The sequence below is a fragment of the Bacillus sp. V2I10 genome (genome assembly GCF_030817055.1).
GTDB lineage: Bacteria > Bacillota > Bacilli > Bacillales > Bacillaceae > Bacillus_P.
The window spans coordinates 1,282,334-1,301,721 of sequence record NZ_JAUSYV010000001.1 but is presented as its reverse complement, the minus strand read 5'-3'; the positions used below and the strand labels follow the sequence as shown (position 1 = coordinate 1,301,721).

At 40.1% G+C, this 19,388-nt stretch carries 14 protein-coding genes; 10 read left to right on the top strand and 4 right to left on the bottom strand.

The features are described 5' to 3' along the window. Positions 1–335 precede the first annotated feature (335 nt). The 3 genes from QFZ72_RS06575 to QFZ72_RS06565 all read left to right on the top strand — a co-directional run bounded on the left by QFZ72_RS06575 (position 336) and on the right by QFZ72_RS06565 (position 6,700). Positions 336–4,544: a S8 family serine peptidase gene (locus QFZ72_RS06575; RefSeq protein ID WP_307431010.1), complete on the top strand. Its 4,209-nt coding sequence runs from the start codon at positions 336–338 to the stop codon at positions 4,542–4,544. A gap of 323 nt (positions 4,545–4,867) precedes the next feature. Then, positions 4,868–6,115 carry a helix-turn-helix domain-containing protein gene (locus QFZ72_RS06570; RefSeq protein ID WP_307431007.1) on the top strand — a complete coding sequence of 416 codons (1,248 nt, stop codon included), beginning with the start codon at positions 4,868–4,870 and terminating at the stop codon, positions 6,113–6,115. 171 nt (positions 6,116–6,286) lie between these two features. Then, positions 6,287–6,700: a family 4 glycosyl hydrolase gene (locus QFZ72_RS06565; protein WP_307439620.1), complete on the top strand. Its 414-nt coding sequence runs from the start codon at positions 6,287–6,289 to the stop codon at positions 6,698–6,700. A gap of 64 nt (positions 6,701–6,764) precedes the next feature. On the opposite strand, the gene QFZ72_RS06560 is transcribed toward QFZ72_RS06565, so the two are convergent. Beyond that, complete coding sequence (locus QFZ72_RS06560) at positions 6,765–7,646, bottom strand: sulfite exporter TauE/SafE family protein (protein ID WP_307431004.1); 882 nt, start codon at positions 7,644–7,646, stop codon at positions 6,765–6,767. Positions 7,647–8,202: 556 nt separating this feature from the next. On the opposite strand from QFZ72_RS06560, the gene QFZ72_RS06555 reads away from it, so the two are divergent. Both QFZ72_RS06555 and QFZ72_RS06550 read left to right on the top strand, forming a co-directional pair. Next, a complete protein-coding gene (locus tag QFZ72_RS06555; protein WP_307431001.1) occupies positions 8,203–9,225 on the top strand; it encodes an FUSC family protein in 1,023 nt (340 codons plus the stop codon). A 107-nt stretch (positions 9,226–9,332) separates the two neighbouring features. Then, positions 9,333–10,811 (top strand): ATP-binding protein, encoded by a 1,479-nt coding sequence (locus QFZ72_RS06550; RefSeq protein ID WP_307430999.1) that lies wholly within the window; start codon positions 9,333–9,335, stop codon positions 10,809–10,811. Positions 10,812–10,862: 51 nt separating this feature from the next. Here the strand turns inward: QFZ72_RS06550 and QFZ72_RS06545 are convergent, their stop codons facing one another. Then, positions 10,863–11,987 (bottom strand): acyltransferase, encoded by a 1,125-nt coding sequence (locus QFZ72_RS06545; protein WP_307430994.1) that lies wholly within the window; start codon positions 11,985–11,987, stop codon positions 10,863–10,865. A gap of 346 nt (positions 11,988–12,333) precedes the next feature. Between QFZ72_RS06545 and QFZ72_RS06540 the strand changes: the two genes are divergently transcribed. Next, positions 12,334–13,233, top strand: a complete 900-nt coding sequence (locus QFZ72_RS06540; RefSeq protein WP_307430992.1) for an NAD(P)/FAD-dependent oxidoreductase — start codon at positions 12,334–12,336, stop codon at positions 13,231–13,233. A 131-nt stretch (positions 13,234–13,364) separates the two neighbouring features. Here the strand turns inward: QFZ72_RS06540 and fabF are convergent, their stop codons facing one another. Next, positions 13,365–14,600 carry a beta-ketoacyl-ACP synthase II gene (gene fabF / locus QFZ72_RS06535; protein ID WP_307430987.1) on the bottom strand — a complete coding sequence of 412 codons (1,236 nt, stop codon included), beginning with the start codon at positions 14,598–14,600 and terminating at the stop codon, positions 13,365–13,367. 214 nt (positions 14,601–14,814) lie between these two features. On the opposite strand from fabF, the gene QFZ72_RS06530 reads away from it, so the two are divergent. After that, positions 14,815–16,245 (top strand): TerD family protein, encoded by a 1,431-nt coding sequence (locus QFZ72_RS06530; protein WP_307430982.1) that lies wholly within the window; start codon positions 14,815–14,817, stop codon positions 16,243–16,245. Positions 16,246–16,505: 260 nt separating this feature from the next. Here QFZ72_RS06530 and QFZ72_RS06525 read toward each other — a convergent pair whose 3' ends face one another. Then, entirely contained in the window at positions 16,506–16,724 is a 219-nt protein-coding gene (locus QFZ72_RS06525) for a Rok-like winged helix domain-containing protein (RefSeq protein ID WP_070875820.1), read from the bottom strand. Between the two features lie 190 nt (positions 16,725–16,914). On the opposite strand from QFZ72_RS06525, the gene QFZ72_RS06520 reads away from it, so the two are divergent. The 3 genes from QFZ72_RS06520 to QFZ72_RS06510 all read left to right on the top strand — a co-directional run bounded on the left by QFZ72_RS06520 (position 16,915) and on the right by QFZ72_RS06510 (position 19,383). After that, the gene (locus QFZ72_RS06520) at positions 16,915–18,243 is read left to right on the top strand and encodes a 5'-deoxyadenosine deaminase (protein WP_307439618.1); all 1,329 of its coding nucleotides are present in this window, start codon (positions 16,915–16,917) and stop codon (positions 18,241–18,243) included. Positions 18,244–18,282: 39 nt separating this feature from the next. Next, positions 18,283–18,711: a hypothetical protein gene (locus QFZ72_RS06515; RefSeq protein ID WP_307430977.1), complete on the top strand. Its 429-nt coding sequence runs from the start codon at positions 18,283–18,285 to the stop codon at positions 18,709–18,711. Positions 18,712–19,068: 357 nt separating this feature from the next. Then, positions 19,069–19,383 (top strand): PTS sugar transporter subunit IIB, encoded by a 315-nt coding sequence (locus tag QFZ72_RS06510; RefSeq protein ID WP_307430974.1) that lies wholly within the window; start codon positions 19,069–19,071, stop codon positions 19,381–19,383. Positions 19,384–19,388: the final 5 nt, after the last annotated feature.

The following is a 19,388-nucleotide window of genomic DNA, read 5'->3' as shown; positions in this document are numbered from 1 at the left end:
GAAAGAAATTGTTTTAAAAATAGGTACTTCATACATTTACTATTTTCCGATAGAAACATCTTAAATTTAATGATTATTGGGGTAATTTCACACCCAGAAAGACCTATATGCTTATTTTATTGAATCAGTTCTAATGATGACTTTTCCCTCTATTAACACAATAGATCAGCGTAGATGTCTGGTTTCTTCTTAATCTCTTATGCTAAAAGAACTACTGATTTTGAGGCTTTCCCCCTCTTAAATTACCCCAATTTACAAAGAAACGCTTCTGCCTATACTATTAATTTTGAAATAGTTTAATTTTTCCCACAACTAAAAAATTAAGGGGGAACTATATGAAGAATAATAAAGGCAAGAAGCTGATAACAGGCACACTGGCAATGGGTTTATTACTCACCGCCTCAATTCCGTACAACATACTCGCAGAAAATCCCATCAAAACAGCTAAGATCAGCAATGTTGAAAAAGTGTTAAGCAATCTATCTGAAGAACAAAGAAGAGCTCTTGAGCAGGTGGATGTTGGCCCAGGCTTTACAATTGATCCAAAGATAAACACTTCAAGTCCGGAACTCGTACAAGTCATCGTAGAATTTAACCAGGCACCTGCTAAAGTAGATCTTCAAAAAGAAGCCTTAAAAGGAAAAAAAATCTCCTTATCTTCCGCAAAAGAAAAAGTAGAGGCATCTCATAAAGACTTTAAAGCCTATGTAAACTCCTTCAAATCAAAAAAGAAAAGCGATCTTTTCGAAACGGCTAAAGTAGAAATTAAACAAGAGTATAAAAATGCCTTCAACGGTGTTTCAATGACTCTGCCAGGCATCGCGGTAGAGGAACTGCTTCATTCAGGCTCGGTTAAACGAATCTGGAGCAACGCAGAGGTTCAGCTTGAGCTTCCGCCTGAAGCAAAAGGCATCTCGCCTAAAATGGCGGACAGTATTCCGCAAATTGGCGTGGATAAGCTTCATGATGAGAACATCAAAGGTGCAGGAATTAAAGTTGGAGTTCTTGATACTGGCATTGACTACACACATCCTGACTTAGCCGGTGCTTACAAGGGATATAAAGCACAGGCCGGACAAGATCCGGCAGCCGTGGATCCTGCTTCTGTTAAAGGCTGGGATTTTGTAACCAACGATGCAGACCCAATGGAGACAACTTATAAAGATTGGAAAGAAACGAATAATCCTGAGATAAATCCATCTACAGGCTCATCCTATTATACTTCTCATGGTACACACGTCTCAGGAACCGTTGCAGCTCAACAGAAAAACAATGTGGATTATGCGGTCAAAGGAATTGCCCCTGAGGTCGACCTTTATGCTTACCGCGTTTTAGGACCATATGGATCAGGCAGCACAGCAGGTGTTTTGGCCGGTATTGACAAAGCAGTCAGCGATGAAATGGATGTTATCAATCTTTCATTAGGTGCCTCAATCAATGACCCGCTCTATCCAACATCTGTAGCCATTAATAATGCCATGCTCTCCGGTGTCGTCTCTGTCGTATCTGCCGGAAACGCGGGACCAAATGAAAAAACGGTTGGTTCACCGGGAACCAGTGCTTTTGGCATTTCAGTCGGTGCATCTGACGCTGCCATCTCCATCCCGTCATTTTCGGCTGCTGTGAATGACATCCGCTTTGAATCTATGAAGCTATTAGGCAAAAATTTTGCGGATCAATTAAAAGAATTTGAAGGTCAAACACTGCCATTCATTTATGCAGGACTTGGAAACCCAGCAGATTTTGATGGAAAAGATTTCAATGGAAAAGTCGCTCTTATTGAGCGGGGCTTGCTGACATTTGATGCTAAAGTTCAAAATGCTAAGAATGCCGGGGCAGCGGCTGTCATTATTTACAACAATGCAGATGGTGAAATTCCAACCTACATTGGTGAAAATACAAAGTACATTCCAACCTTCCAGCTGTCAAAAGCAGACGGTGAAAAAATCAAGGGATTAACAGAAGCCTCCATTACCTTTAATGAGTTAAAAGAAGTAAAAACAGAAGGTGATTCTCTTGCAGACTTCAGCTCAAGAGGACCTGTGAACGGTAATTACGATATCAAGCCTGATATTGTTGCTCCAGGGGTGTCTATTTTCTCTACGTATCCTGAGTATATGAATCATCCAGAAGACGGAAATGACTACACAGCAGCATACACGCGTATGCAAGGAACTTCTATGGCCGCTCCGCATATTACGGGTGTAGCAGCTCTAGTTCTGCAGCAGAACCCTGATCTTGATCCTTTTGAAGTGAAAACTGCCATTATGAATACAGCTGATGACCTTAAACAAAATTATTCCGTTTTTGAAGTCGGTGCCGGTCGCGTTGATGCCTACAATGCCGTGCATTCCAAAGTTTCGTTTAAGGTGCTGGATACGACAGAAAATATTGAGAATTTTGAATATGTGGACATTCCTGAAGTTACAGGATCGATCGGTTATGGTTCCCGCTATACAAAAGAAGGAGCTGCAGTGAAAGACAGCAGAACTCTCCAAATTGAAAACAAAACCCGCAAAGCTCAGACTTACCGTGCAGATGTGGAATACCATCAAGCAAGAAAAGGTGTTCAGGATGCTCTTGAAAATAAAATTCAGGTAGCTGTCCCAGAAACCCTTAAGGTTGGCGCCGGAAAAACTAAAGATATTCAAGCTAAAATTACGGTACCGGAAAACGCGGAAATCGGCCGTTACGAAGGATATATTCATTTAGTGAATGAACAAAATCCTGAAGAGAAATTTCAAATTCCTTTTGCGATTCGCGTCACTGACAAAGGAATAGAGTATACGGAACTATTGCAGCCATCCGTCACAAACGATACGCAGTTCCATCAATATGCATCACCTGGTTCACCAATGATCTTTAAGCTGAAAAGTCCATTAAAGCAGTTTGATCTTGTTTTAAAAGACACAAAAACGGGTGAGCCAATAGGCATAACCGGAAGCTTTGACGGAACAAACGCTGTTCCGGACCGTGAATATTTCATAAGGCTTGCTTTTAGAGGAATCGTTTTTCCATTTACAGGAAATAAAGACCAGCCTATTTCAGAGGCACCTGTAAGAGTCCCTGCTGGTGAATACTCTTTAGAAATGATCGGTCATGATGAAGATGGAAAAACATACAGCGTTGCCAACGTCGCTGTTGTTGATAATACTCCGCCTGAAGTAGATCTTGATGTAGAGCCAGGTGTTGTGGAAATTGACGACAGCATGCTGACAGAGGAAGATGGTTACCGCGGTCTGTGGGTTCACGGCAGTGTAACAGATTCAACTGTAGATCTGCTCGCATCAAAAGGCTATGATTATACACAAAAATCAAATACAGCTGCTTATTATGAAAACAACGGACCGTTTATTAGGGGCTTCCTCAAGCTTGAGGATAATGGCGATACGAAATTCGGCGTCCTACCGGAAGAATACGAAACAAAGCCTTATCAGCTTCGCATTTTCCCTTGGGACATTGCGACTGCAGCCAATGTTTTAGCTTCACCTAACTATGTATTTATGAAAGAAGGCACAGTGCACGCCACAAACCGCTATAACAAACAAAGCGTGAAAATCGGCAGCGAAATTACGATGACTCTTGACCTGAATAATGTGAAACGATTTATGTCCGGTGAATTTGAAATTGACAATACGTACTCTGATATTTTTAAATTCCAAAGTGTGAAAGTAAATAGAGCCTTCGAGGCCCTTGCTAAGCAAAAAGGAGTTAAGGTAGGCCTTCATGAAGCAGAAGTGAGCGCAGAATCCGTAAAAGTTGGAGCTTCCTTATCTAAAGAAGGCTTCAAAGGATTCGACGGTGATCTTCCATTCCTGGATGTAACTTTTAAGGTAATCGATGATACGTTCTACAGTTCATTAGCACTTTTCAACGTGACTAAGCTTTCATACATCAAAGCTGGACAAACGGAGCCGACTATTTTGCCTGCTTACAGCTTAGAAAGATTTACTTTCATCTCCAAGCACTCACAAGTTACGGGTTATATTTCCCCAGAAGCCTTTTTGACTTCGGGAGGCTATTTAGGGAATAAACATGATTATAGTAAAATGGGCTTCAGGGTTTACGCAAAAGCAGCTGACGGCAGCACATATCCGGGCATAATAAATGAAAGAGGCCAGTTTAAAATTCCGGGAATTCCTGTTTCCAAAGATTATCATACTGTTTATGTTGAAGCAGACGGCCATACAAAAGTAGCTACTAAAGTCATGCTGAGCAAGCAGGTTGATGGAAAGCTATATGGCATAAATCAAGGGATTAATCCAAATACAAATCTTGCAGGAGACGTAAATCGGGATGAAATCGTCGATATACGTGACATCCAGCTTGCAGTTAATCATTATGGAAAAACAAATCCAAGCAATCCAAACCTTGATATTGATCAAGACGGAGTTGTAGGAGAAACAGACATACGTTTCATTGAAAAGAATTTCCTCGCAATCGGTTCTTTAGCATCAGAAAAAGCCAAACTGAAAGAAAAAATCGGCAAAAATGGTCTAGTTGAATTTTTAAAGAAGATTGGTCTTGCACCTAAAAGCAACTAACATTTGAAGACAAAAAGAACAGCAGATTTTGCTGTTCTTTTTGATATTTTTGAAACAAATTAAAAAGGGGAATCGTCTTATTTATATAAAAAAATAAAGGGGAAATGATGATGAATCTATTAAAGAAATTGGATATGACAAAACAAGACCTATTCTTTGGACTATCAGGGGCTTTGCTTATTGCTTCATTTGTACAGTTTATTTCTTAGACGTCTTTCCTCAAGCAGGAAGGCGTTTTTTTATCATCTCTTTTATTCCTGCTAGATTCACTCTCAAAACTTTTCTATAATAGTAGAAAAGTTCAAGCAGCCGGGGTGAAACAGATGTTAGAGGGGAAACTGATTAAATTTTATCGCGAAAAAGAAGGCTTCACACAAGGTGAACTCGTGCAGGGCATTTGCTCTGTCACCCATTTAAGTAAAATTGAACGGGGCATTACGGAGTATTCGGGAGAGATCACTTTTTTACTATCAAAAAGATTAAAAATTGATTTGGAAACAGAAGTGATCCGCTATAACAAACTCAATGAAAAACTGACGGAATGGCACGAAGCGATGATCATGCAGAGAACACAGGAAGTGGAAATTCTTAAAAAAGAAAGCGAACAGGAAACGCTAAAGGACTTGCCGGATTATTTAATTCTATACCGCTTATTGCTTTCTAAATATTATCTTTTTACGAATCAGCTGGAAAAAGCGAAACAGCTCATTTTCACGCTAAGCAAGCAGGAGCACTCTCTTCCCGCATATGAACAGAATCTTCTGAAGCACGTCCTTGGAATCTATTATTTTCTGAGCTCGCAATTCAATGATTGTATACAGATTCTTAAAAGCATTGACCAAACACAATATAATCATCATGAATTCTATTATCACCTTGCGATTGCCTATCACTCCATTCATTCAAATATAACATCCTATTATTACGCGGAAAAAGCCCTTCATTATTTTCGCAGAACGTTAAACATCTTAAGAATCATCGATACTGAAACCATTATGATCGCCCAGCTTAACGCAAAGGAGCTTCATGACTTTGAAGATACGAAGCGAAAGTATGACTCTCTCCTGAAACTGTGTGATGCCTGTTTGGCACAGGACCGGAAAGCAAAGCTCTATCATAACCTAGCGTTTGAACACTCCAGGCGCAAATTGTATAAAGAAGCATCTGATATTTATCAAACGGCTATGAGACTCATAACCACTGAAAACCCGCATTATTTAACTACACTCGAAAGTTACCTTACAGCCTGCCACAAAGGAAAGCTATTGCCTGAGACAGAGCTGATCTCACTTGCTAAAGAAGGATTGCAGCTATGCAAAAAGAGAAATGATAGAAGGTTTGTTGATTTTCAGCTGCTGCTCTATTTATTTCAAAAGCAGGAAATCCGTTATTATCAATACATAGAGTCAACTGCCCTAAACCATTTTCGCGAAAGCGGCTATAATATCATTGTTGATCATTACGAGAAAAAATTATTCCATTACTACTTAAAACAAAATGAAACTGAAAAAGCTTTAAAGCTCGCTGAATCCTTGCTTGATGGCAAAAGAAGTTTTTATGATTATGAGTGAATTTCCCCGGATGAAAAAACCCCTTTTATTAAACGCGACAGTTTAATAAAAGACTTTGATATTCCAATTGATTTAATACATTAGAAGAAGTAAAGAAAACCTCAAACACTTTGATGAGATGAAGCAGATCATTAACCGAAATGAATCTTTTGAGGTTAAAAAAAGCCACGAATATGGTATGGTGCACCTATTATTCATTCCATCGAAACGGGAGTCAACAGGGAGATCTGGGGGAATGTTCTGAACACAACTAATTTACCGGAAAACGCATGTGTTGAAGTACCCTGCTTAGTCAATAAGCGCGGAATCCAGCCCATTCATATTGGAGATTTACCTCCTCATTTAGCTGCGATGAATATGACAAATATTAATGTCCAGCAGTTAGTTGTTGAAGCTGTTCTTACAGGAAATATAGATTACGTTTATCAAGCGGTTATGCTTGATCCTCATACCTCATCTGTTTTGTCACTGAATGAAATCTGGGATATGACTGCTGAGTTGATAGAAGCGCACGGTGATCGATTGCCAAAGTTTACAAAAGAAAGAACCTTGCTAAAAGGGAAAGCAGTTTCACAATCTTTATAAACGAGAACTTGAAAAAGGAGGAACATAAGCCCTCCTTTTTTTCAATTTTATTCTATCAAACACTTCATATACTGATTGCTTCCTCAGCCTTTATCCGGTTCCTCCTGACCGCATATCCAACCGCCATTGCCCATCCAATCAATATGAAACCGTAAATAAACGGCACAATGGAAGCGTCAACAGCCCATGTAGTTAGAAGAGTTCTTGAATTTGTCAGAACAATAAATCCCCCGACCAGAACACCCAGCAGATATGCCGGCAGTTTTTTAACAAGCCATGCTGCAATCGGAGCTGCTACTATTCCTCCGATCATAAGCGTAAAAACCCAGTACCAGTTTACTTGCTCCCAGCCAAGTGCAATGAAAAATCCTAGGGTAGCAGAAACAGCGATTGCAAATTCGCTTGTGTCGACCGTTCCGACAACCTTTCGTGCAGATGACCCTTTTTGCGATAAAAGGACAGGAGTTGCAATTGGTCCCCATCCCCCGCCGCCTGTTGCATCTGCAAAACCGGCAATTAACCCAAGGGGGATCGATTTTTTCCGGGTTAGTGGGAGGGATTCACTTTGCTCACGTGCTTCAAAATGAAATAAGAAACGCAGCAGGACATAAAGACCCAATACTAAAAGAAAGATGGCTATAAAGGGTTTTGCTAAATCACCAGGCAAATTGCTCAAAAAGGCTGCTCCTGCAAAGGCCCCAATAGAACCTGGGATAATTAGTTTATATACTGCCTGTTTATCAACATTCCCAAATTTTATATGTGATGCACCTGAAGCCGCCGTTGTAACAACCTCTGCTAAATGAACGGAAGCAGAGGCAACTGCCGGTGCTATTCCAAACGTAAGCAGCATTGTTGTGGATGTAACACCATAGGCCATTCCTAAAGAACCATCAATAAGCTGTGCCAGAAAACCGATGAAAGCAAAAATAATTAATTTCCTCAAAAAAATTCCTCCCCTTCGGAAACGAAAAAGGCCCTTAACAAATTGTTAAGGACCTTTGGTTATCCAATCAGTCTGATTATTATAAATTTTTAATGTAATTTTATTATACATAATTCCTATGTGTTTACAAGGATTAATTTCCGGCTTATTTCGGCCGCTATTTTATATTTTGCTCCTTCAGATTTCTCTAATTCTAAGTCCGCAGTTTAACCTTTTCTAATTCTCGCTCACTTGCCTATTTTTTCACTTGCGAATCCTGTTTTTTCTGAAAAGGTCACTCTTTTTTTTGTTTGAGCGGGGAATATGTCTTATATTCCATCCTCATTTTTGATCAAAACCATTTATGCCTCTCATGGCCAGTTTCTGCGCGTTCACCTTATATATGTGCACGCTCAGGGGAATTTGTGCGCGTCCTGCCAATTACATCCTAAATCAGCACAACTAAAAGCTTGATTAGCGGTTGGAGCAGCACTCAACAAATTCATTTTTTTCTTAGATTTGAAAATCTGATAAACTAAGTGGAACACAAGATATAAGAAACGGAGTGTCTCCCCCTTTGATACTAGGACCCAGAGTTTTAAAGACTGGATTATCAGTTACACTTGCTTTATTTATCTGCTCTATCTTTCAGCTTGAGCCTTCAGTATTTGCAGGAGTCTCTGCTATTTTTACGATTCAGCCCTCCATTTACCGGACATGGAAACAAGTGCTTGATCAAGTACAGGCGAATACACTTGGAGCCTTGCTTGCTCTGTTTGCCATTTTCTTTTTCGGCAGCAATCCGATTGTGATCGGGGTTGTTGTGATTTCTGTCATTTTAATCAGCTTAAAGCTCAAAATGGAAGCGACCATTTCGCTGACTCTAGTAACAGTCTTGGCGATTATGAGCGCTCCCGGCAATGAAGACTTCTTATTTGTCTGGAATCGATTCTTGATTATATTGATAGGCATTGCCTCTGCTTTTCTTGTTAATCTGCTGATTCTTCCGCCTAAGTATAAAGAAAATTACTACGCAAAAGTTCAATCTGTTTTTGAAACCATGTCCCTGTTAATGAGGACAGCCATCTCAGATGAATTAACGGAGAAATACTTTCAGGAAAAACAAAAGGAATTTAGAAGCGAACTTCAAAAACTGGAGGATTTATACGAAATCTTTGACGAAGAACGGGAAAAGATGGCAAAAGTAAATCCGGTGAATGTCAGGGAGCTGGTCGTTTATAAACAAATGCTGAAAACTATTCAGCAGGCTGCAGATGTCTTAAAAGTCATTGAAGAACATTACTTTCAAAGCCGCAGCACGATGATTGACGATCAATTATTTGATTCCCAGATTGAACAATTAATAAAGTGGCATGAATATCTTCTCTTTAAGTATGAGGGGAAAGTTAAGGTTAATGATCAGTTTGAAGATGACAACTTGATCCGCGAAAGCAGGATATTCCTTATTCAAATGATGGAGTCCGATTCTGAAAAGCTTAAAAATCAGCGTTTGACTGTTGTTGCTTCAGCTATTTATGAATATGCGTTCCAATTGCAGCGTCTTGATCAGCTTGTCGACCGGCTGGTAAAAAGAACATAAAATAAGGAAATAAAAAAGCCTTCTATTGGGCTTTTTTCATTAAATCAAAGGATATCTCCGACTATATGTCTAATTTAATAGGTATCAAAAGTTGTGAGGGATGAGAAATGGAAACCCTTAGCGAAAAAATCAAAGCTTCTGGCGGAGACCTTGCGGCTAGAACCATTAAGCTCTCTCCAAGCCTAAGAGAATATGAATCGATACTTGTGACTTTTTATCAAATCATCGGGGACTTTTTGCACAGTGAACAAGAAGAGCTTGAGCATATATTCAGGTCCTACGCTAAATTATTTGCAGGAAGATTAATTAGCACCCCCTCCACAGCAGATGCATCCATAAAAAGCGTCTCTGTTGTCCGGAAAGTTCTAATTGATTTTCTTGAAAGACAATCAGCAGACTTTCCCATTTCTGCGATTTTTGAGGTTCTAAAGAAACTTGATCCTCTCCTGCAGATGATGTCCGCCTCTATTTTGACCCACTATCATGAAAATCTTCTATTGGCAAAATTTGAACTAGATGAATCGAATAAAGATCTGCAGATTACATTGAAGGAGCTAGCTGATCTCAAAAAAGCACTGAATGAAGCCACTATTTTTGCCATTACAGATAAAAATGATGTGATTACATATGTTAACGATAAATTTTGCACAATCTCAAAATACGATAAGGAAGAACTTATCGGTCAAAATCATCACATCTTAAACTCATCCTTTCATCCAACGTCATTTTTTGATGAAATCCTGACGACGATAAAGCATGGTCATGTATGGAAAGGTGAAATTCTTAACAGAGCAAAAGATGGTTCTGAATATTGGGTTGATACGACAATCGTTCCCTTTTTAGATGACCATGGAAAAACCTATCAGCATATTTCCATTCAATACGATATTACAGATACGAAAAGAACGGAGGATATGCTTCGCAAAGCTGAAAAATTATCAATGGTAGGAGAGCTCGCTGCCGGCATCGCCCATGAAATCCGTAATCCGATGACCGCAATAAAAGGCTTTGTCCAATTATTGGACGAGTCATATGACGGAATGAAATATGCGGATACCATTTTAGCTGAAATTGAACGGATCAATTTTATTGTCAGTGAATTTATGGTTTTTGCAAAACCTCATGCGACTTATTTCAGCAAGTGCAGCCTGCCTGAAATCGTTAATAGTGTGATAAAGCTTTTAGAGCCTGAAGCGCTTTTGAAGAATGTTGTCATTTCCTTATCGGTTCCGTCTGATGAAGTTTCCATTTTCGGGGAAAGCAATCAATTAAAACAAGTCTTTTTAAATTTGCTGAAAAATGCAATTGAATCCATGTCAGCAGGCGGAAACATTTATGTTTCCATTGAAAAAAATTCAAAACAAATCAAGGTTTCCATTCAAGATTCAGGAATTGGACTGTCAGATGAAGAAATCCAAAAACTCGGCATCCCCTTTTACACAACAAAGTCCAATGGAAATGGCCTCGGACTGATGGTAAGCTATAAAATTGTTCAAAATCATGGAGGGCAAATTGAGGTAACCAGCGCGGTAAATAAAGGAACATGCTTCACGCTTTTATTTCCTGTCAAATCAGAGGGAAAATGAAATGTATAATTGAAAAAAGTCCAGCTATTCACTGGACTTTTCAAGACAAGATTATGCAGACTGCTGTACTCTTTTCTCAACAGATTCTGGTTGAGAAGTACGCTTTGTTTTTTTTATTTTCGGTACAGGTATGATAAAACCGCTAAGCGGTATAAACTGCAGAACTCGGATAAACATGACTGCAATCAGCATGACCGCTAAAAACATCAGAGGTACATTTGCTACTGTCCAATAATGTTCCGGCATATGATTCGCAAATAAATAAAGGATCATCGGATGAATGAGATAAATACCCATTGAATATTGTCCAATTAGCTTCAGGGGCTTATTAATCACACTCCACCTCGACAGCAGCGGATAAATGCCTATTGTAGCAATGCATAGTAACGGAAGGTTGATTAAATTTGTCAGCCTCCGATTGGATACTTGTCCAGTCACCTTGTATTCAACGACTGCTCCAGCAGAAACAGTCAGAGCAAGAGCAAGCATTTGCCAAGGACGTTTAGTTGCAAAGCTGACAATTTCATCCCAAAAGTAGGCTAGTACACCCCCAAATGCAAAATAAAACACCCAGATCGGCATAAATGTTTTACTTGTTAAAAACTTTCCAAAAGCCCCTTCAATACCCGGGTTAAATCCAAATAATTTATAGCTGATTATAAGAGCAATAAATGCAAATACAATCATTAGCGTCTTTTTCCGAAACAGCTTTTGTATAAAAGGGAAAATAAAATAAAACTGAACAACAATGGCAACAAAATAGAGATGATAAAAAGATTCTCCCATCAGAATCTTCTTTAATTCTGTGCCAAGATCTCCGACGGCCTGTTTGTCATAATAGTAGGTAAGAAAACGGTAAACCAAGCTCCAGATCAGAAAAGGAATCAGGATTTTAGAAAAGCGTGATTTAAGAAAGCTTCCCATTTCGAAGCCCTTCCTCTTTACCTGGTAAAAAAGGAGAAAACCGCTGATGACGGCGAATGTCGTTGTACCAAACCTGCCTAACTGATTAATAAAATACGTAAACCAATGCCACGTTTGTTCATTAGCATAATAATGTGTCGCAGTTACATGTACTCCTACTACTGCGATGCAGGCAAATGCCCTTAAAAAATGAATTTCAAAAATGTAATTTCTGCTTTTTTTACTAGCTGCACCCGTTGTCTGAGCAGACATTCATTTTCCCCTCCCTTTTTTCTAAAGTCCCATTTTAGTTTAGTTGGAATCCGGATACAAGTGGTGGTTTTTGTAAAAAAGCGTTCTTTCGTATGAAATCGGCATTGGTGACATATGATTCAAGAATTCAATATGTAAGCGCTTAATCAGCTGTGGTTGTTTGTAAGTTTTTATACCCATTAAAACTATTTCCGGAAAAGTTGATTGAATAGTCATCCGTTTTTGGTAAATGTTTCTTTTTTCTGGGAAATGAAAGAATTTGTTCTCATTGCTAATGAATCTGAAGTATTACATTCCAAAATTAACACATCCTAACACTATCTTTTTAACAAAGGCGTGTTATTCAATGAAAAATACATACGAATGCATTATAATCGGCGCAGGTATTGCAGGTCTTCAGGCTGCTATACAGCTTGGACGCTATAATCGCAGGGTTCTGGTGATTGATTCAGGTTCAGGCCGTTCTTCTCTATGCAGGAGCTACCATAATATTTTAGGATGGCCTGAGGGCGTAAGCGGAAAAACGCTTCGGGAACTTGGTAAAGGTCAGGCAGAACGGTCAGGTGTTCATTTTTTAAATGGGTATGCAACAAGTGTCAGTAAAGCTGATTCTATCTTTCATGTGAAGACAGAAAATGGTGAGAGGTATGAGGCGATGAGAATTTTAATTGCAACCGGCTTAACTGATCGCCTGCCTCACTTGCCTAATTTGTACCCTTGTCTTGGGATAAGTATTTATGTCTGCCCTGATTGTGACGGCTATGAGGTTCAGGGGAAAAAAACATTGGTGCTCGGATCAGGGACTTCTGGGGCAAATATGGCTCTCACTCTTACTTATTGGACAAAAGATCTTACCTATATCAATCATGAAAAAGAGTATTTGCCTGAGGATATAAAAATGAAATTGCGTGAAAAAGGGATTGGCTGCGTGGATGAAGCTATTGATTCTGTTTTAGTAAATGGAACTTCCACGTTTACAGGTGTTCAGCTCTCTGATGGAAGAAGGATATATGGTGACCGTGCATTTGCTGCGTTTGGGGGGAATACTGTTCATTCTGAATTGGCAGGAATGCTCGGAGCTGAAAGACTGGAGAACAAGCATGTGGTGGTGAATCCAAGAACTAAAGAGACGAGTGTCAAGCATGTCTGGGCTGCAGGAGATGTCGGAGTTCATTCCGAACAAGTTACAATTGCCATGGGAGACGGCTGTCAGGCTGCAATTTGGATTCACAAGAGTTTGCTTTAGTGTGGATAAATTTCTAAAAATGGAAGATAAAAAGGGAAAATAGAGAGGGATATGGCTGAAATCTATTGATAAAATCCGAAAATCAATTGATAAACTGCATATTGAAAGCCGGCTCATCAGCCGGCTTTCTTCTAATTATATTTTTTAAAAACCAGCGTCGCATTGTGACCGCCAAATCCAAGTGAATTGCTTAAAACAGCGTTCAGCTCCTGATTTCTTGCTTCATTCGGAACGTAATCCAAATCAAGTTCAGGATCGGCTGTCTCATAATTGATTGTAGGCGGAATCACCTTATCTCTAATAGCCATTACAGAAAAAATAGCTTCGATTGCACCGGCTGCACCCAGCAGGTGACCTGTCATGGACTTTGTTGAGGAAATCGGGAGCTTATAGGCATGACTGCCGAAGACTGCTTTGATAGCCTGTGTTTCGTAAAGATCGTTATAATGAGTGCTTGTGCCATGAGCATTAATATAATCCACATCTTCAGGCTTTAATTCTGCATCCTGCAGCGCCATTATCATCGAACGCTGGCCGCCTTCGCCTTCTGGTGCAGGTGTTGTGATATGGAAAGCATCACCTGTTGCCCCATACCCGGCAATTTCTCCATAGATCTCCGCCCCCCTGGCCAATGCATGCTTAAGCTCTTCAAGTATTAAAATGCCTGCCCCCTCTCCGATGACAAATCCATTTCTGTTTTTATCAAAAGGCCTGGAGGCTGTTTGAGGATCAGGATTTGTAGACAGGGCTGTCATATTTGAAAATCCGGCAACTGTCATTGGAGTAATGGCTGCTTCTGTTCCGCCGGTAATCATGACATCAGCATCTCCCCGCTGTATCACTTTAAAGGCATCGCCAATTGAATTTGCCCCGCTCGCACAAGCCGTTACTGTACAAGAATTGATTCCCTTTGCACCAAGCTCAATAGAAACTCTCCCTGCTGCAAGGTCAGGAATCAGCATTGGAATAATAAAGGGGCTTACCCGTCTTACACCTTTGTCCAGAAATTTAATGTGCTGCTCTTCAAACTCTCCTAAACCGCCGATGCCTGAACCAATCCAGACTCCGACTCTCTCTGCATTATTTTCATCAATTGTAAGCTCTGCATCTTTCACAGCCATTTTGCTTGCAGCTACAGCCAGCTGTGTAAACCTGCCCATTCTTCGTGCTTCTTTCATATCCATATACTCTTCGGGTTTAAAACCTTTTACTTCGGCAGCAACTTTCACGTTATAAATACTAGAATCAATATGAGATAAGGGTCCTATTCCGCTTTTCCCTTTTATAATGCGATCAAAGCTTTCTTCCGCTGTACCTCCAACCGGAGTGACGGCTCCAAGACCTGTTACAACAACTCTTTTTTTCAAGCTAAATCCCCTCCCTGAAAATGTTTCTGTATAGAGTATTTTAACATCAAGTTTCAGGCACTTGCCACCAATCCTCTTCCATTAAAGAAATAACAGCTAATCATTGAAAAAATAGTTTAAAAGACTTAGTATTTAACTAGTAAAGGAATTTACTATTTTTACATATTTTTGAAATAATTTTATACTAAAATTTACCTAAGGAGTGAACAATTGAATGGGTGTTACGCTCAGCAAAGGTCAAAAAGTTGATTTAACAAAAACCAACCCTGGTCTTCAGAATGTCATTGTAGGATTAGGATGGGATGTGAGCCATCATGGATCTACATACGATCTCGATGCTTCGGCGTTTTTGCTGGGACAATCCGGCAAAGTAAATAGTGATCTTGACTTCGTTTTTTATAATAATCCGAACGGCGGAAATAGCTCGATTCTATACACTGGTGATAATCGCACAGGCGCAGGACATCAGGATGATGAACAAATTCAGATTCATTTAACGGCTGTTCCTCAGTCCATCCACCGCATTGCCTTTACGATAACCATTCATGATGCACAAATGAAGCAGCAAAATTTCGGACAAGTCCAAAATGCATATGTGCGAATCTTTAATCCTCTTAATAATGAAGAGCTCATCCGATTTAATCTTGGCAGAGACTTCACAGTTGAAACAGCGATTGTGGCAGCAGAGCTTTATCGACATAACGGCGAATGGAAATTCAATGCGATTGCAAGCGGCTTCCAGGGCGGCCTTGAAGCCTTGTGCCGCAATTTCGGAGTATCTGTTGATGATGAGCCTGCACCGGCGGCAGGAATTCATTCACAAGGATTTCAGCAAAACCAGACTCTGCCTTCATACTCTCAGCCTTCACCAGAATACGGGCAGCAGAATCAGGCATTTGGACAGCAAAGTCCGTCCTATAATCAGCAAAATCCATCGTTTGGTCAACCTGCATATGGTCAAACAAACCAAGCTTATTCTCAGCCTCCCGCTCAAGGATCACAGACATACAGCGGCGAAAACATCAGCTGTATCCGCTGTCATTCAACAAATGTCCGGACTGGTGAAAAAGGATTTGGTCTTGGAAAAGCGGCTGTCGGCGGTTTAATTCTGGGTCCTGTCGGTTTATTGGGAGGATTTATCGGAAAAAACAAGCTGAAGTTCACATGCAACAGCTGCGGAAATTCCTGGTCTCCCAATCAGACGGATTATGCAGACTGGGCCAACCAGCAAAAAAGAAAAGCAATGGAATTGTTCCAGAAGTACAAGAGCCAGGACGTGCTTGAAGCTGTTGTTTCCGCATGCGCACTAGTAGGAATGGCAGATGGCAGATTAGATCCTGCAGAACGCCAAAAAATGATGGAATTTGTGAATCAGAGTGAGGAATTGCGCGTTTTTGATACAAATAAAGTCATTCAGCAGTTCAATCTATATGTACAGCGAATTGAAAGGGATCCTATGATCGGCCGTGCTGAAGCATTTAAAGCACTTGGCAAAGTCAGATCAAAGCCTGAAATTGCAAGACTTGTTGCACGCTACTGCATTGCAATCGGCTTTGCTGACGGCCATTTCGACCACAATGAACAAAGAGTGGTAGCTGATATCTGCAATGAACTCGGATTGAATCCGAATGAATTTCTTTCTTAAAAAAAGCGGAAGCTCCGAAAGGCAGATAAGAACCTGGCGGAAAAGTCCGGTTTTGACTTTATTGGAGGAGCCGTTCTGACCGGTGAGCTAGGCGCTGGAGCCAGACACGAAACCATTTACTTGCTTATCCTATAAAAAAATGGAACCCCTGATCGATCAGAGGTTCTTTTTTACATATAAAATAGTCTGTTGCATTTTCTCACACATTTGGAGTCTTTATGATTTTTCTATAGTAGAATAAGAGAAAATCAGAAAAAAATTTACCCTTCCCTGATCATATAAACCCCTCTTCTTGGTTTTACGACAGAAGGATAGCGCTCAATAACCTTTACCATAAATGCGGAGGGAGACGATACCCGTTTGCCTGTTTGTGCTTCCAGATCATCTGCAATTTGTTTAGGAGTAGCTACTTTTCTGTTCCTTAAAAGGTGAAAAGCAGCTGCAATCAATTCATTTGACTCTTTTTTTGTATATCTCACAGTTCTCCATCCCTTTCCGATAAAAATGCTATTTTATTTATTTTACTTGGAAATTCCCCTTAAATCTACAACGTTTTAAAACGTTAAAGCGTTGATTCGTATTTTTACTATATTCCTATATTAACTTTTTATAACCTCTTATTTTATAAAATTATCAATCAGAAGGTTGCATATAATGATTCGGTTTTCTATGGGCTCTCTTCTTATTAAAAATGCACAAATCATTTCAATGAATGAACAGAATGATATTTTTACAGGAGATATTTTCATAAAAGATGATCTGATTGCAGCGATTGGACCAAATCTGAAGAACCCTGCTGAAAAGGTCATTGATGCTGCCAGCCGGACCATTATTCCGGGATTTGTTCAAACACATATTCACTTATGCCAGACGCTCTTCCGCGGCAGAGGAGATGATCTTGAATTATTGGATTGGCTGAAAAAAAGAATTTGGCCTCTTGAAGCATCCCACGACGAGGAATCTGTCTATTATTCTGCGATGCTTGGAATTGGGGAATTGATTCAAAGCGGTACTACCACCATCGTTGATATGGAAACCGTACACCATACCGATTTTGCTTTTCAGGCTATTGCCGCAAGCGGGATAAGGGCGTTATCAGGCAAAGTCATGATGGATAAAGGATATGACGTGCCGGCAGGACTTAGAGAGAAAACGGAGTCCTCTATCCAGGAAAGTGTTGATTTGCTTGCGAAATGGAATTTATATGATAACGGCAGGATCCGTTATGCTTTTTCTCCAAGGTTTGTCATTTCCTGCACAGAACAGCTGTTAAAGGAAGTAAGAGAGCTATCGATTGAACATGATGTGAAAGTACATACTCATGCTTCTGAAAATCAAGCAGAAATTAAGGTCGTTCTTGAAGAAACAGGCATGAGAAACATCGTCTATTTAGATCATCTCGGACTTGCGAATGAACGCCTGATTCTTGCCCACTGCGTCTGGCTTGATGAGAATGAGAAGCGGATTATTAAAGAACGCGGCATACATGTAAGCCATTGTCCCGGTTCAAATCTTAAACTCGCTTCCGGTGTAGCAGATACAAATGGACTTCTCGATATGAATGTGAGTTTAAGTCTTGGAGCTGATGGTGCTCCCTGCAATAATAACCTGGATATGTTTAATGAAATGAGGCTTGCTGCCCTTCTTCAAAAGCCGATTCATGGCCCTGCAGCCATGGATGCGAAAACGGTTTTTCAGATGGCGACGATTGGCGGAGCAAAGGCCGTCGGCTTAGAAAATGAAATCGGCAGCCTTGAGATTGGGAAAAAAGCAGATATGGTCATTCTGAATCTCAATCAGTTCCACACATACCCTTCAGAAGCAGATCCTATTTCAAGAATTGTTTACTCTGCCGGACGAGGAGATGTTGAGACAACAATCATCAATGGAAAAATCGTGATGGAAAACGGCATCATGAAAACAATGAATAAGGAAGTCATATTAAGAGAAGCCAACCGCTCCATTCATCGCCTGCTGAAAAGAGCGGCATTGACTTAGTGAGGTATAATAGAATCATCACCTTATAGAAATGAGTGAATGTTTCTGAAAGATTTTATTAAGCTTATAGCTGAAATCGTTAATAATATACACGATATGATCAATGCGGCTGCCTACCAGACGCTTGGACTGAACGTGACAGATAAAGACCTGCATTTTTGGATTATGGGCATTATCGGAATGGGTGTATTTGTGTTCGTTTATCTATTATCTAAATGGCTGTCAAAGCTGCCATTTGGCATTACTGCTCTCTCATTCTTATATACACTGACATTTATGTTTGTTCTCGTATTTGGAATAGAGATACAGCAGGCCCTGACTAATAGAGGAAACATGGAATTTATAGATGCTATAGTTGGACTTTGGGGATTTGTTGCCATGTTCTTGATTTATATTGGACTCATTCTTGCATTCTTGATCATCAGAGGTATTTTCAAGAGTGGCAAAAATGAGGATGTTGATCTGTAAAAGAGCTCTCCTGCGGGGGCTCTTTTCTTTTTTAGAATGGTGCCTTAGAAATCGGAATAAGCGAAATCCATGACCCCAATTTCGGATGCTGATATCGCAGCTTATCTGGCCAATAATCTGTGCCTATTAAATGTTTATCAGCGTAAATCGAGAGTTTATCAGTATTAATTATTTACCCCGAAACCACTCAGGTTCGGTTCTCCGCACCCTTTTCCAAATTCAGCCTGTCCGCCTTTATTTTTCTATTTTCACGCAACAAGCTTATACATATTTCGAAAAATTCTCCATACCTATTATTAAGCTCGTTTATTTTTTTGAACAACTTATGAAATCGCTTACAAAAGGGGGGCTGTTTAGGTGAATATTTTACTATGCTGTGCTGCTGGGATGTCAACAAGCCTGCTTGTTTCTAAAATGGAAGCAAGCGCGAAGGAGCAAGGACTTGATTGCAGGATATGGGCTGTTGGCGCCAGTGAAGTAAACAAGCATTTGGATCAGGCGGATGTCCTGCTCGTAGGACCGCAAGTCCGCTATTTGCTGCCGCAATTAAAGACAAAGGGGCAGAAACGCGGAATTCCGGTTGATTCCATCAATATGCTGCATTATGGAACATGCAATGGAAAGGAAGTACTAAATTTTGCTCTTGGACTTATTAATTCAGCTAAGGGGTGACTAGA